Source organism: Type-A symbiont of Plautia stali, assembly GCF_059731155.1.
Map to the genome: position 1 here is coordinate 849,926 of NZ_AP035891.1, position 14,065 is coordinate 863,990.

General features: G+C 58.8%; 11 protein-coding genes and 3 pseudogenes. 9 read left to right on the plus strand and 5 right to left on the minus strand.

Annotated elements, in window-relative coordinates:
* Positions 1-290 precede the first annotated feature (290 nt).
* Both AC6I8M_RS04545 and AC6I8M_RS04550 read left to right on the plus strand, forming a co-directional pair.
* Positions 291-1,064, plus strand: coding sequence for a siderophore-interacting protein (locus AC6I8M_RS04545; protein ID WP_041387290.1), 774 nt, complete (start codon positions 291-293; stop codon positions 1,062-1,064).
* 85 nt (positions 1,065-1,149) lie between these two features.
* Positions 1,150-1,689, plus strand: a complete 540-nt coding sequence (locus AC6I8M_RS04550; RefSeq protein ID WP_498013682.1) for a PadR family transcriptional regulator — start codon at positions 1,150-1,152, stop codon at positions 1,687-1,689.
* An 11-nt stretch (positions 1,690-1,700) separates the two neighbouring features.
* On the opposite strand, the gene AC6I8M_RS04555 is transcribed toward AC6I8M_RS04550, so the two are convergent.
* Positions 1,701-1,994: an Rdx family protein gene (locus AC6I8M_RS04555; protein ID WP_010617005.1), complete on the minus strand. Its 294-nt coding sequence runs from the start codon at positions 1,992-1,994 to the stop codon at positions 1,701-1,703.
* 335 nt (positions 1,995-2,329) lie between these two features.
* Between AC6I8M_RS04555 and AC6I8M_RS04560 the strand changes: the two genes are divergently transcribed.
* From AC6I8M_RS04560 to AC6I8M_RS04575, 4 genes and pseudogenes are all read left to right on the plus strand, one after another.
* The gene (locus tag AC6I8M_RS04560; protein ID WP_010617006.1) at positions 2,330-4,696 is read left to right on the plus strand and encodes a TonB-dependent receptor domain-containing protein; all 2,367 of its coding nucleotides are present in this window, start codon (positions 2,330-2,332) and stop codon (positions 4,694-4,696) included.
* Positions 4,697-4,746: 50 nt separating this feature from the next.
* Positions 4,747-5,200, plus strand: a pseudogene (locus AC6I8M_RS04565) (ChuX/HutX family heme-like substrate-binding protein); the annotation flags it as partial.
* Positions 5,183-5,949, plus strand: a pseudogene (locus AC6I8M_RS04570) (heme/hemin ABC transporter substrate-binding protein). The pseudogenes AC6I8M_RS04565 and AC6I8M_RS04570, both read left to right, overlap by 18 nt.
* A gap of 157 nt (positions 5,950-6,106) precedes the next feature.
* A pseudogene (locus tag AC6I8M_RS04575) lies at positions 6,107-6,442 on the plus strand (ATP-binding cassette domain-containing protein); the annotation flags it as partial.
* 17 nt (positions 6,443-6,459) lie between these two features.
* Here the strand turns inward: AC6I8M_RS04575 and acuI are convergent.
* Positions 6,460-7,452 (minus strand): acrylyl-CoA reductase (NADPH), encoded by a 993-nt coding sequence (gene acuI / locus AC6I8M_RS04580; RefSeq protein WP_010617011.1) that lies wholly within the window; start codon positions 7,450-7,452, stop codon positions 6,460-6,462.
* Positions 7,453-8,012: 560 nt separating this feature from the next.
* Between acuI and AC6I8M_RS04585 the strand changes: the two genes are divergently transcribed.
* Positions 8,013-10,160 carry an ornithine decarboxylase gene (locus AC6I8M_RS04585; protein ID WP_058948723.1) on the plus strand — a complete coding sequence of 716 codons (2,148 nt, stop codon included), beginning with the start codon at positions 8,013-8,015 and terminating at the stop codon, positions 10,158-10,160.
* Between the two features lie 69 nt (positions 10,161-10,229).
* On the opposite strand, the gene mltC is transcribed toward AC6I8M_RS04585, so the two are convergent.
* From mltC to mutY, 3 genes are read right to left on the minus strand one after another with little or no spacing between them, the layout of a single operon-like run.
* Entirely contained in the window at positions 10,230-11,309 is a 1,080-nt protein-coding gene (gene mltC / locus AC6I8M_RS04590; RefSeq protein ID WP_058948724.1) for a membrane-bound lytic murein transglycosylase MltC, read from the minus strand.
* A 54-nt stretch (positions 11,310-11,363) separates the two neighbouring features.
* Positions 11,364-11,636: an oxidative damage protection protein gene (locus tag AC6I8M_RS04595; RefSeq protein ID WP_010617014.1), complete on the minus strand. Its 273-nt coding sequence runs from the start codon at positions 11,634-11,636 to the stop codon at positions 11,364-11,366.
* Positions 11,636-12,721 (minus strand): A/G-specific adenine glycosylase, encoded by a 1,086-nt coding sequence (mutY, locus tag AC6I8M_RS04600; RefSeq protein ID WP_010617015.1) that lies wholly within the window; start codon positions 12,719-12,721, stop codon positions 11,636-11,638. Before mutY ends, AC6I8M_RS04595 begins: the two co-directional genes overlap by 1 nt.
* A gap of 154 nt (positions 12,722-12,875) precedes the next feature.
* On the opposite strand from mutY, the gene trmB reads away from it, so the two are divergent.
* Both trmB and AC6I8M_RS04610 read left to right on the plus strand, forming a co-directional pair.
* Complete coding sequence (gene trmB, locus AC6I8M_RS04605; RefSeq protein ID WP_010617016.1) at positions 12,876-13,595, plus strand: tRNA (guanosine(46)-N7)-methyltransferase TrmB; 720 nt, start codon at positions 12,876-12,878, stop codon at positions 13,593-13,595.
* On the plus strand, positions 13,595-13,921 hold the full coding sequence (locus AC6I8M_RS04610) for a YggL family protein (RefSeq protein ID WP_010617017.1): 327 nt from the start codon (positions 13,595-13,597) through the stop codon (positions 13,919-13,921). Before trmB ends, AC6I8M_RS04610 begins: the two co-directional genes overlap by 1 nt.
* The last annotated feature ends 144 nt before the right edge of the window (positions 13,922-14,065 follow it).

Here is a 14,065-nt window from a genome sequence, read left to right on the forward strand (position 1 = left end):
GACAGTAACAAGCGGAGAAGCGACTCTCCGCTTTTTTTATGCGCGGCTCTGCCACGCTGTAGGGTCGCCATTTATGGCGACCTGAAGCCGTGAAAATCCCCGCCAACAAACGCTTCCTTACCTTGCAAAAACCGGTTCCGTTTTCGCCAATAGCATTTTTCGGCATTGCGTCGAAAATATATTATAGGTGTCTTACAAGGAGTTTAATGAGAATGATTTTCGATAACATGCACCATCAGCGGTGTGCGGCAGCGCAGTAGCGCGGGACCGTCGCTGCAGGGAGAGAAACGTTGCCAAACCCGACTCACCACCGCGCTCCACAACGCGTGCGCAATGAATTACGCTTCCGTCACATCACCGTCGCCAGCAAAACGCGGATGGCCGATGCCTTCTGGCGCATCGTCTTTAGCGGCAGCGATCTGGCGGGGTTCCACTCGCCCTCTTTTGACGACCACATCAAAGTATTTTTCCCGGATACGCCTGCCGGTGCGCTGGCGCTGCCACACATGACCGACGAAGGCATCGTCTGGCCTGACGGCGTGCGTCCGGCGGCGCGCGACCATACGCCGCTGGCCTTTAACGGCAGCGATTCGCTGACGCTGGATTTTTACATCCACGACGGCGGCGTCGCCAGCAGCTGGGCGAGTGCCGCTCAGCCGGGCGATCGCATTGCGATGGGCGGCCCGCGCGGCTCGTGCGTCGTGCCGGTGGATTATGCCTGTCAGGTCTATGTCTGTGATGAGACCGGTCTGCCGGCGTTTAAGCGCCGCTATGATGAAATGCAGGCACAGCAGATTCATCTGCTGGCCTGTGTCGATGAGCCAATCGGACGCGCGTATCTTGGCGACCTGCCGGACGTCACGGTGAGCTGGCTCGGCAGTGGCAAGATGCAGACTGAGGCGCTGATGCCGCTGCTTGACCCGATTGTGCTGCCTGCCGATGACTACTTCATCTGGCTGACCGGCGAAGGCGCGGTGGTGAAACAGCTGAGCGATTACTTTACTCAGCAACGTGCTGCGCACAGCGACCTGGTGCGCGCCGTCGCTTACTGGCATCAGAAATAACCGGCACCCGCCCGCTGCCGCCTGTGTTGAATTTTACCAGGCACCAGACTACTATCAACCTCCCTCAACTGACCCCGGGAAGGCGATGAAACAGCAGCGGGATGTTCCAGAGCACGCCGATGCGGCACAGCGCGCCAGCTGTGCCGGCGCACGCAGAAAGCGGCGCGAAAGGATGCTGGATGCCAGTGATATTCGCCTGCTGATGCTGCACTTTCTGGCCAGCGGTGCGGCGCACGGTTATGAGCTGATCAAATCGGTGGAAGAGTTGTCGAAAGGCGAATATTCCCCCAGCCCCGGCATTATTTATCCCAACCTGACGCTGCTGGAAGAGATGGACGCTATTCGCGTGGTGGATGCCCAGGCCACGCGCAAAGCCTACGCGCTCAACGATGCGGGCCGCGCGCTGTTGGCGGAAAATGGCGAAAACGTGGCGGTGATTATCGGGCGGCTCACTTCGCTGGCGATTCTGGTCAACAACCGCAGCATTCCGCAGGTGGAGCAGGCGATCCATACGCTTCGCTATACGCTCAATCACCGGCTATCGCAGGAGCAGATTTCACCGGCCACGGTGGAGAGTGTCGTGGCGGCGTTGCAGGACGCGGCAGAGAAGATCGCCAACAGCTAAGCGCTCGCCCTTCACCGTAACGGTTTCTTCTTGTCCACGTGCTCCAGTTCGCGATCCGGCCAGCAAACATCGCGCACCCGCTGCTTCAGTGCTGCCGCATCGGGAAAGCCGCCTTCCTGTTTGCGTTCCCAAGTCACCTGACCATCAATGCTGATCTCGAACACGCCGCCGCTGCCGGGCTGGAGCGTGACCGCGCTGAAATCGCCGGCAAAGGTATGCAGCAACTCCTGCGCCATCCACGCCGAACGCAGTAGCCAGTTACATTGGGTACAGTAGTGAATGGTTACTGCCGGTTTATCTGCCATCATATCCCTCCTGTTAGCGCTTGATTAATCACAGGTTAACAAATTGTGCTCACGAGATACATCTTAATGCAAATGATATTGATTACCAATTGTATTAAATTATTTTCGCCATCATTTTACTCTCTATAAATCCCACAGGCATCCCTTCGACGCCGCTGCCAGTTACACACGGCAGCTGTGCACTGAAGCGCGCATGACACTGTGCCACAGGTGCCGGGATCGATAACATTATCTGGCCAGCGTGACGCGCTGTTTCACGGTTTTTAGCATAAAGCCGTGGTTTTCTGGCAGCAAACAAGTGAGCGAATACTAACAATTAACCAGGTATTTCGCGCATGTCTTTACACCTTCAGGGAAATTTCCGGCAGCGTCTGTTTAACGTCGCTGTCCTTGCCTCTGCTATCCACGCAGCCTGCAGCTATGCCGCCAGCGACAGCAGTACGCTGGCGCGTTCCGCAGAGAACAACAGCAGCAGTGAACCGGTAATGACCGTTACCGCGCCTAAGCAGCAGGCCGGCAGCACAACCACGCTCACCGCCAGCGATCTGCAAAAACGCGGCGCCAATGACTTCGGTTCGATTATGCGTTATGAGCCGCTGGTCAGCGCCACTGGCGCGGCGGGCGGTTCGTCAGCCGGTAAAAGCGGCTTTGACCGTGCAGGCTACACCGGCTACAACATTCGCGGTCTGGAAAGTAACCGTGTCGGTCTGGATATTGATGGCATTCCGCTGCCGGACGCCACCGGTCGTCCGTACGTCAGTCGCGCCGGTAACAATACCTTCGGTATTGGTCGCGACTACATCGACCCGTATATGTTTAGCAGCGTCGAAATTGAGAAGGGCGCTACGTCGATGGAGCAACCTAACACCGCGATCGGCGGTAACATATCGTTTCATAACAAGTCGCCGGACGACTATCTCAGCAGCGATAAAACCCACTATTTCGGTTATCAGAGCAACTACAGTTCGGAAGATCGCAGTTGGCACAACGGCATCACCGCGGCGGCAGGGGATGATGAACTGCGCGGCCTGTTTGTCTACAGCCGCCGCGACGGCCAGCAGACGCGCAACAACAGCGGCGTAAAAGACGCCTATCCGGCCAACTGGCACTCGGATGCCTTTATGACGTCGGGCATCTGGCAGCCAAACGATCAGCACAAGCTGAGCACCACCTTCGACTACTACCACAAAACCAATCACACCCACTACGATACTAGGGACAGCAGCAGCGGCAATACCCTTTGGGGCACCGCCCAACAGCAGAGCGATTCGCGCCGCTGGGGCATTAACCTTGCCGACGAGTGGACGCCGTACAACGAGGTGATCGATACGCTGACCACGCGGGTTTACTGGCAGCAAACCCAAGCGCACGACACCACTTGGTTACCGACCAGCGCCAGTCAGTACGGCTTCGTCTACTCTGACTACAACGTCGATACCTACGGGTTTGACACGCGCGCCAGCAAAACCCTCGGCCGCCACGAACTGAGCGCCGGCGTCAACGCGCGTCTGGAGAACAGCGAGCGTCCGTTCCGCCAGGAGCCGAACCCGGGCACCTTCGGCACCATCACCCAGCCGCAGTCAGACAGCCGCGCCTGGACCGTGGCCGGCTATCTGCAGGATAAAATCAATTTCGATCTCGATAGCCACAATTTCGCGGTTATTCCCGGCGTGCGCGTCATTCATCAAAGCACCAAACCGAAGAACCTCGGCGATCTGACCAACGGCAGCACGGTGCTGACCGAAGAGCAGGTGGAAAAACTGTACGGCAAGACCAATTCAGACACCGAAGTGCTGCCGTCACTGACCTTCCAGTACGATCTCAATCCGGCGCTCACCACCTGGCTGCAATATAAGCGTGGCGTGGAGTTCCTGACTACCAGCCAGCTGTACGGCTCGTGGAACCTTGGTTCAAGCTACGCCGGCAGCGCGCAGTACGCGTTAATTGGTAATGCCGATCTGAAAACCGAGACCAGCAACAATTTTGAGTGGGGTCTGAAAGGACAGCCGACCGACGGCATCACCCTCAATACCTCGGTGTTCTACAACACCTACAAAAACTTTATTGCCTACACCCGCTATCGTCGCGCCACCAACCCGGAGATGTTCGTCAATGTTCCGGCCAACATCTACACCAGCTATCAGGCTGAGAATCGCGACAAAGCCTACATTTATGGGGCGGAGATCAGCACCCGCGTCAACTACGGCAGCTGGTTCTCGACGGTAGATGGCCTGAGCAGCACGTTCGCGCTCGGCTACAGCGAGGGTAAAGCGAAATCCCGCTATCTGGGTGACAAATATATCGATCTCGACAGCGTCGCGCCGCTGAAAGCGATTGTCGGCGTCGCGTGGGACGACAAAGCGCGCGGTTACGGCGCGGCGCTCACCGCCACCTTCGTCAAAGGCAAACAGGCCAGCGCTACCAACCGTGAGAGCTACAGCAACAGCGGGGCGGCCATCAGCGACGCCAGCAGCGAATACATGCGCGTGCCGGGCTACGGCCTGATCGATGCCACCGCGTACTGGCAGTTGACGAAAAACGTCAAGCTGAGCGGCGGTGTCTACAACATTACCGATCGTAAATACTGGGATTACCTCAGCAGCCGCACGCTGACCAGCGCCAGCGCGCAGGAGCGCAACGACATCAATCTGGCCGTGATGCCGGGACGCACCTGGCAACTGGGCGTGAACGTCGACTTCTAATCACTTTTCGCCCTGCGGTGGCGCAGGGCATTTTCACGCGAGCAAGCGCAATGCATCAACGCTATCAACACTATCTGGCGCTGAAAGGCCAGCATACAAAAAAGTACGCGCGTGATTTAGCCGCGCTGATGGGCATGGGTGAAGCACAGCTGTGCGAAGCGCGCGTGGGCCACGACGCGCTGCCGCTGCGCGCCGATTTTCCGGCGCTGCTGACGGCGCTGGCAGCAGTGGGTGAGACCAAAAGTATTACGCGCAATGCCTGGGCGGTGCACGAACAGGTGGGAACCTACAGCAACCTGCATCTCGGCGAACATGGCGGGCTGGTGCTTAATCCGCGTGCAGCTCGACCAGCGTCTGTTTCCCGCGCAGTGGCACAGTGCTTTCTTCCTGCGCGAGCAGACCGCGCACGGCGAACGGCAGAGCATACAGATTTTCGATCGTCACGCCGATGCGGTGCTGAAAATTTACACCACCGCGCAAACGGACATGCCGGCGTGGGCGGCGCAGCGCATCATTACTATCGGTGGTGACGTGACGCAGATCGTCTACGCGCTGGATGCGCAGGCGCAGCTGGTGGCGCGCGACAGCACCAGCCAGCATCCGGCGGCGGCCACCAGGCTGCCGGATATCGGCTATATGCGCCAGCTCAACGCTGAAGGCATTCTGGCACTGAAACCGACGCTGGTACTGGCCAGCGCGCTGGCTAAACCCTCGCTGGTGTTGCAGCAGGTGGCGGACGCCGGGGTAACGGTGGTGGAGGTCAGTGGTGATAACCGCCTCTATGCCATCACAGACAAAATCGCCACCATTGGCAAAGCGCTGCAGCGTGAACAGGCGGCCCGCGCGTTGATCGACAAGGTAAACAAACAGCGTGCGCAGCTACCGCAGCAGCCGCTGCCGGTGAAAGTGCTGTTTATCATGGCGCACGGCGGTTTACGCACCCAGGCGGCTGGCGCGCAGACCGGCGCTGACGGCGCAATTCGCGCTGCCGGCCTGGTCAATGCCATAAGCGCGGTGCCGCACTATCAGCAGCTGTCGCAGGAGGGCGTTGTGGCGGCAGCACCGGATTTGGTGGTGGTCGGAGAAGAGGGGCTGCGCACGCTGGGAGGCGAACAGGCGGTGTGGGCGCTGCTGGGCTTGAAGCTCACGCGCTGCTGGTGATTGATGAGATGGCGCTGCTGAGTTTCGGCCTCGATACGCCGGGCGCGATTTTGCGCCTGCGCCATGCGGCGGAAGCCGCGCAGCATGATTAACCGCCTGATGATGCGCTGGCTGATGTTAATGAGTATCAGCATGCTGCTAGCGGCCAACCTCGGCGCTATGCCGCTGTCGCTGCGCACGCTGTGGCAGGCGCCGCTCAGCGATCTGGCCTGGCAAATCTGGCTCACGATTCGCCTGCCGCGCGTATTGCTGGCGCAGCTGTGGCATGACCACGGCCCGCGCGGCTGGCTGTTGCTGGATGAACCCACCTCCGCGCTCGATCTCTACTGGCAGCAGTCCACTCTGCGCCTGCTGCACCGGCTGACGCGCAATGGCCGCTTCAGCGTCTGCGCGGTGCTGCACGATTTGAATCTGGCCTCTCTGTGGTCGGATCGGGTGTTGTTGTTACACCACGGCCAGCTGGTGGCGCAGGGCGCACCGCACGCGGTGATGACCGAACCGATCCTGACGCGCTGGTATCAGGCCGACCTGCAGGTCGTTACGCCGCCAGCGCAGGAGCGACCGCAGATACAGCTGCGGCCATAACTGCACCCTACACCGGGTCATGGTGCCTGACGGCAATCGACAATCAGTCGCCCACGCACCTGGCCCGCCAGCAGCTGTTCTGCGCCTGCGCGCGCCTCGCTCAGTGGAATCACTTTGGTCATCTGCTCCAGCAGCGCGCCGTCAACCAGCTCCGCCAGACGCTGCCACGCCTGCTGACGCAACGGTTTGGCGCACATCACGCTGTCCACGCCGGCCAGCGTAACGCCGCGCAGAATAAACGGCGCGACGCTGGTGGGCAGATCGAGGCCCTGTGCCATGCCGCAGGCGGCGACCACGCCGTCGCGCTGGATCCCGGCTAACACATTGGCCAGCGTGTGGCTGCCGACGCTATCGATCGCTGCGGCCCAGCGCTCTTTCGCCAGCGGTTTGCCGGGCGCGCTCAGTTCGTTACGGTCGATAATAGCGGAGGCGCCGAGCGTATCGAGCAGGTAGGCGCTGTCGCTGGCGCGGCCGCTGGATGCCACGACCTCATAGCCGAGACGCGCCAGCAGGCACACGCTGAAGCTGCCCACGCCGCCGCTGGCACCGGTAACCAGTACCGGACCGTGCTGCGGTGTGATGCCCTGTTTTTCCAGCGCCAGTACGCACAGCATCGCGGTAAAGCCGGCAGTGCCAATCGCCATGGTTTGCAGTGGGCTGAGCGCCGCCGGGACGTTGACCAGCCAGTCGCCGGAGACGCTGGCTTTCTGCGCCAGCCCGCCCCAGTGTTTTTCACCCACGCCCCAGCCGGTGAGCAGCGCAACATCGTCCTGCTGCCACTCCGGATGACGGCTGTGGATCACCCGGCCAACAAAATCGATGCCCGGCACCATGGGAAACTGGCGCACAATCGGCTCTTTATTGCAGATGGCCAGCGCGTCTTTGTAGTTGAGGGTGGAGTAGCTTACTTCGAGGGTAACATCCTGCTCGGGCAATTGTTGTTCTGACAGATCCTGCAGGGATGTGCGGTATCCCTGTTCATCATTTTCAATGACCAGTGCCTTGAACATGCAGCCTCCGGCTGGTTGGGAGAAGTGCGCTCCATAGTACGCTTCTGCCTCAGGGAGTGCCAGGCAGATGGGCGCGGCAGGCGGTCGCTATTGCACCGGCGTTACATTCTGGATAACTTTGCATAACCTTCGACTATTCAGGCAGTTAAAAATACGCGCTTTAACTATTATTCATGTAAATCAATGAGGTATATCGTTAGCGTTCTGCATCAAAATTCCGCCCTGATTGGTTGTTCCCGATAAAAAAAGATGCCATCATGTCGCCCGAATTTATTCCCCATCTTCATCGCTGAGGATGCCGCCATGTCCGGTACAATGCACATCTGCACTTGTCGCCGTGCGCTTCATGACAAGCGCGCCTCCGTCATCTGTTGTTCGCATTTCCCGCTCACCATGCGGTGAGGCTACTCCCCGTTCGCTGTTGGATATGAGTAAAGACAGACGCGATCTGGTTTTACTGATGTCTATCGGTTGCGGCCGCCGGACGTTATTCGCCGGGGAAATTTCCTCATTGCTGTGCCACTGGCACCCACTCATCCTTCATTACGGGGATTTGTGTTATGAACCCATTGAAAATTGCTGCCAGCGTAGCGGTAGCGCCAAGCCTGAGTCTCAATACCGCGCGCGACGTGGTGACGCTGGATAATACCGATTTCACCGACGTGGCCGCGGTAGTGGTCTCGCAGGCCGACACACGCAGCGGCGTGCTGACGCTGCTGCGCCAGACTGGCTTCAATCTGCCGGTGTTTGTCGCGAACGCCTTTGATGACGCGGTGCTGACGCTGCCGGGCGTGACCGGAGAGATCAACGGCGCAGCGGAAGAGTGGCAGGCGCTGGAGCAGGCGGCGCAGGCATACGAGGCGGAACTGCTGCCGCCGTTTTTCGACACCCTGACGCGCTATGTCGATATGCAGAACAGCACCTTTGCCTGTCCGGGCCATCAGGGCGGTGCGTTTTTCCGCCGCCATCCGGCCGGACGCCAGTTTTATGAGTTCTACGGCGAGAACGTCTTTCGCTCCGATATGTGTAATGCGGACGTCAAGCTGGGCGATTTACTGATCCACGAAGGCTCGGCCAAGGATGCGCAGAAATATGCCGCGCGCGTGTTCAACGCCGATAAAACCTACTTCGTGCTGAACGGCACCTCCAGCGCTAACAAAGTGGTGACCAATGCGCTGCTGACGCGCGGCGATTTGGTGCTGTTTGACCGCAATAACCATAAATCTAACCACCACGGTGCGCTGATCCAGGCGGGCGCCACGCCGGTTTATCTTGAAGCGGCGCGTAATCCGTTTGGCTTTATTGGCGGCATTGATGCGCACTGTTTCGACGAGACGTATCTGCGCGAGCAGGTGCGCCAGGTCGCGCCGCAGCGCGCGGATCAGCCGCGTCCGTTCCGGCTGGCGATCATCCAGCTTGGCACCTACGATGGCACGGTATACAACGCGCGCCAGGTGGTGGATCGCATCGGGCATCTGTGTGACTACATCCTGTTTGATTCGGCATGGCTGGGTTATGAGCAGTTTATTCCGCTGATGGCCGGTTGCTCGCCGCTGACGCTGGAGCTCAACGAGAACGATCCGGGGATTTTTGTCACCCAGTCGGTGCATAAGCAGCTGGCGGGCTTCTCGCAGACTTCGCAGATTCACAAGAAAGATAACCATATTCGCGGCCAGAAACGCTTCTGCCCACACAAGCGCCTGAACAACGCGTTTATGCTGCACGCCTCAACCAGCCCGTTCTATCCGCTGTTCGCTGCGCTGGATATCAACGCCAGAATGCATCAGGGCGAAGCGGGGCGCAGCATGTGGCACAACTGCGTCACGCTGGGCATTGAGGCACGCAAAGCGATCCTCGAGCGCTGCAGCCTGATTCAGCCCTTCCTGCCAGAGCAGGTGCACGGCAAGCCATGGCAGGCGGCAGAAACCGCCATCATCGCCGCCGATCCGGCGTATTTCAGCTTCGAACCGGGCGCGAAGTGGCACGGTTTTGCCGGTTACGATGCCGGACAGTATCTGGTGGACCCGTGCAAGCAGCTGCTCACCACGCCAGGCATCGATGCCACCAGCGGTGAATACACCCGCTTTGGCATTCCGGCCACTATTCTGGCCAACTATCTGCGCGAGAACGGTATCGTACCGGAGAAGTGCGATCTCAACTCGATCCTGTTCCTGCTGACACCAGCGGAAACGCCGGAAAAAATGGCGCATCTGGTGGCGATGCTGGAGCAGTTTGAACAGCACGTGCGTGAAGATGCGCTGCTGGCCGAAGTGCTGCCGAGCGTGTATCGCAGGCACGTTGAGCGCTATCAGGGCTACACGCTGCGTCGCCTGTGCCAGGAGATGCACGATTTGTACGTCAGCTACGACGTCAAGGATCTGCAGCGCGGCATGTTCCGTCAGGCGTGTTTCCCGAAAGTTGAGGTCAATCCGCAGGATGCGCATCAGGCGTATATTCGCGGTGACGTTGAACTGGTGCCGATCGCCAGTGCCGAAGGACGCATTGCCGCCGAGGGAGCGCTGCCGTATCCGCCGGGTGTGCTGTGCGTGGTGCCAGGCGAAACCTGGGGCGGGGCGGTGCAGCGCTATTTCCTCGCGCTGGAAGCGGGTATCAATCTGCTGCCGGGCTTTTCACCGGAGTTGCAGGGGGTTTACACCGAGGAGGATGACAGCGGGCACAAGCGGTTAGTGGCGAATATGATGTTGTAGGAGGGGTGCTGTTCCCCCACCGCACGGCACCTTCTCCCGCGGGCGGGAGAAGGTTGAGATGAGCGCTAATCAATAACGATGGTAGCTGCGCTGTGCCTGGCTCACTTTGTACAGATAGCGGCGCGACTCGGCCGACGGATGGTTGGTGGTCAGCGTCTGATACACCTGGCTCGGTGACATGCCGTTGATGGTGGCGAAAGCGCGGTCTTTATCGCTGGAGAACACGCGCAGCACGCTGCCCGCCCCGCCGTTATAAGCGGTGATCACCGCGTAACGGCGCGACAGCGGATCCTGAATCCCGCCGAGATAGCTCTTCTGCAGCAGCGACAGATAGGCGGTACCGGCATCAATGTTATTGGCCGGATCGAGCAGATAGTTGCGGCTTGGTTTACCCCATTTGCCCTTTATGCGGAACACATCGACCCCGGCAGTATGCTGCACCACCTGCATCAGACCCAGCGCATCGGCGTTGCTTACCGCGTAGGGGTTGAAGCTCGATTCGGTCTGCATGATCGCCAGAATCAGCGAGGCATCAACGCCATACTGTTCGGCCGCTTTGCGCACCAGCGGCAGATATTTGTGCGCACGTTTGTCGAGGTGGTTAGGCACCATCGGAATGGTCACCGACCAGATGACGTGCAGCCCGGAGGTACGCTTCTGCAGTTTGTTCTGAATCAGGTAATCGGCAAAGTTACCGGCGCGCCCCTGCCAGCGGATCGGCTGACCGGTATTATCCAGCACCTGGCCGTACAGCAGCGGCTCTTTACTGATCTGAATATCGTTGGCGTCGGAGTAGAGATCGACGTTGCCCGGATCGTCACCAATCAACAGCGTGGTGATGATGGCCTGACGCAGGCTGGCCATCGGGTCGGTGCCGGAAATGGTCTCAATGGTGATGCTACCGCTGTCGAAGTTGATGTGACTGCGGGTGTAATAGTTATCGCTGTATTTGACGTAGTCCTTCGGTCCGGCGATCAGAACCTCATTGATTCCCCAGATATTCTCGATGTTGGCGGCAAATTGCCCCATCAGAATGTCAAAACCGTTGATGTCCTTAACCCACTCTTCATGGTACTGCGATTTTTTTTGTCCGGAGCAGGAGACTAACAGGGGTGCGATGACCAGCAGTGCTATCAGTTTTTTATTCATTGTGAATGCGTGCCTGACTCGAAAAAGAGGGCCTCAAAGGGAGGCCCTGAACGTTTATTTTTCTGGCGGGGTGTAACCTTCAATGTGCACATCTTTGCCTTCGAACAGGAAATTCACCATCTCCTTCTCCAGCACTTTGCGATCTTCCGGGTTCATCATGTTGAGCTTCTTCTCGTTGATCAGCATGGTCTGCTTGGACATCCACTGCTGCCAAGCTTCTTTGGAAATCTCATTGTAGATGCGCTTACCCAGTTCGCCAGGATAGAGCTGAAAGTCCTGGCCTTCAGCGTCGCGTTGCAGATAAGTACAAAAAATGGTGCGGCTCATTACTCTTCCTCTTCGGTCAAACTGGTTCGCAGTTGAAGCTGCCGGGGATGGCGCAGCTCATGCAGCAGGCGCTCTACCGGAGCGGCCAGCCCCACTGACGGTGGTTGCGCTAAGTTATACCAGAGACCGCCGGCTTCATCCATCAGCGACCCGGAGGAAGGCCACGCCAGCCAGATAGGCACAATATCTAAGTGGAAATGGCTGAAGGTGTGGCGGAACGTAGTAAGCTGCTGCGGCTTCGCGTGGATGCCGCGCGCCGCCAGCCAGTCAGTCAGCGCTTGCTCACTGGTGAACTGCGGGAAGCAGAACAGGCCGCCCCACAAACCCACCGGCGGACGCTGCTCCAGAAACACCTCGTCGCCGTGCTGCAGCATCAGGAACCAGCCGCTTCGCTCTGGCAGCGTGACTTTCAGCTTCTTGCCGGGATAATCAGCCCAGTTGCCTTGTGCATACGCCTCGCAGCCGCTGTTAAGCGGGCAGATGTCGCATTTCGGGCTGGAGCGAGTACACACTAACGCGCCGAGATCCATCATCGCCTGATTGAACTGACTGACGCCTTCAGCTGGCGTGACGTCTTCACTGATCTGCCACAGCCGCTTCTCCACCTCTTTTTTGCCCGGCCAGCCGCTCACCGCGTAGCAGCGCGCCAGCACGCGTTTTACGTTGCCGTCGAGGATCGGGAAATGCAGGCCAAGCGACAGTGACAGGATCGCGCCCGCCGTGGAGCGGCCGACGCCCGGCAGCGCCGCTACGTCATCGAAATGGGGCGGGAATACGCCGCCGTGCAGCTCAACCACCTGTTTAGCCGCCTTGTGCAGGTTACGCGCCCGTGCGTAATAGCCGAGGCCGGTCCACAGATGCAGCACTTCATCGAGCGGCGCGGCGGCTAGGTCGGCAACCGTGGGGAAGCGCGCCATAAAGCGTTCGAAATAGGGAATAACGGCGGCAACCTGCGTCTGCTGCAGCATCACTTCGGAGAGCCACACCTTATAGGGCGTTTTCTCCAGCTGCCACGGCAGAGTTTTACGGCCAAAGCGTTGGTACCACTCCAGCATCTGTTGCGCGAACTGCGGCGCCTGCATCATAAGAAGGAAATTTTCCGTGTTTACTCTACAATCAGGCAGGAATTCCAGCACAGAGACATCAGGGTGTAAACCGGAAGATTGCAAAGGCTTGCTTCTGTTACTTAACTTTGCATAATGCCCGTTTCCCTGAACAGGCTAAACAGCAGGTTTCAACATGATTAATGACGTCATCACCCCGGAATTTAATGAGAACGGGCGGCCTTTACGCCGTATCCGCAGTTTTGTGCGCCGCCAGGGGCGCTTAACGAAAGGACAGCAGCTCGCGCTCGACAATTACTGGCCGGAGATGGGCGTCGAGTATCAGCCGCAGCCGCTGGACATGGTCGCGCTGTTTGGCCGCGAAGCGCCGCTGGTGCTGGAGATTGGTTTTGGCATGGGTGCCTCACTGGTGACCATGGCGCAGAACAATCCGCATCAGAACTTCCTCGGCATTGAAGTGCATGCGCCGGGCGTCGGTGCCTGTCTGGCCTCGACCAAAGAGGCTGGCGTGCAGAATCTGCGCGTGATGTGTCACGACGCGGTGGAAGTGCTGGAGGACATGGTGCCGGACAATTCGCTGCGCATGGTGCAGCTGTTTTTCCCGGATCCATGGCATAAGGCGCGCCACAACAAGCGCCGCATCGTCCAAGTACCGTTTGCCGAGCTGGTGCTGCGCAAGCTGAAGCTGGGCGGCGTGTTCCACATGGCGACCGACTGGGAAGAGTACGCCACGCACATGCTGGAAGTGATGAGCAGCATCGATGGCTATAGCAATCAGTCGGAGAGCCAGAATTACGTGCCGCGTCCGGAAACGCGTCCGTTAACCAAATTTGAGCAGCGCGGGCAGCGACTGGGCCATGGAGTATGGGATCTGATGTTTGAGAGGGTGAAATAATGGCTGTAAAACGTAGCCGCCGTTTACGTAAAAAGTTGCATGTTGATGAGTTTCAGGAGCTAGGCTTCTCTGTTGCCTGGCGTTTTGCCGAAGGCACCAGTGAGGAAGAGGTAGATGCCACGCTCGATCAGTTCATCAATGAGGTGATCGATCCTAATGGTCTGGCCTATGACGGCAGCGGCTATCTGGTGTGGGAAGGGCTGGAGTGTCTGCAGCAGACCGGCAAATGCACCGACGCGCACCGCGAGCTGGTGCGTAACTGGCTGGAAAAGAAAAATCTCGCCGATATTCAGGTCACTGAACTCTTCGACGTTTGGTGGGACTAAGTATCACCACTGGCGATAACTTCGCGCGATGAATCGCGCCGCTACACATTCAGTGCGTGTTGGTTGATTCGCTTGTCCAATGCACCTTTCGTAGCGGCGCAATTTATTGCGCATCGCCAGACGCAGCACAATGCCACCGCTTAT

Coding starts and splice junctions, on each gene's coding strand:
- AC6I8M_RS04550 (WP_498013682.1), top strand. CDS start 1,150: ATGAAACAGCAGCGGGATGTTCCAGAGCACGCCGATGCGGCACAGCGC.
- AC6I8M_RS04555 (WP_010617005.1), bottom strand. CDS start 1,994: ATGGCAGATAAACCGGCAGTAACCATTCACTACTGTACCCAATGTAAC.
- AC6I8M_RS04560 (WP_010617006.1), top strand. CDS start 2,330: ATGTCTTTACACCTTCAGGGAAATTTCCGGCAGCGTCTGTTTAACGTC.
- acuI (WP_010617011.1), bottom strand. CDS start 7,452: ATGTTCAAGGCACTGGTCATTGAAAATGATGAACAGGGATACCGCACA.
- AC6I8M_RS04585 (WP_058948723.1), top strand. CDS start 8,013: ATGAACCCATTGAAAATTGCTGCCAGCGTAGCGGTAGCGCCAAGCCTG.
- mltC (WP_058948724.1), bottom strand. CDS start 11,309: ATGAATAAAAAACTGATAGCACTGCTGGTCATCGCACCCCTGTTAGTC.
- AC6I8M_RS04595 (WP_010617014.1), bottom strand. CDS start 11,636: ATGAGCCGCACCATTTTTTGTACTTATCTGCAACGCGACGCTGAAGGC.
- mutY (WP_010617015.1), bottom strand. CDS start 12,721: ATGATGCAGGCGCCGCAGTTCGCGCAACAGATGCTGGAGTGGTACCAA.
- trmB (WP_010617016.1), top strand. CDS start 12,876: ATGATTAATGACGTCATCACCCCGGAATTTAATGAGAACGGGCGGCCT.
- AC6I8M_RS04610 (WP_010617017.1), top strand. CDS start 13,595: ATGGCTGTAAAACGTAGCCGCCGTTTACGTAAAAAGTTGCATGTTGAT.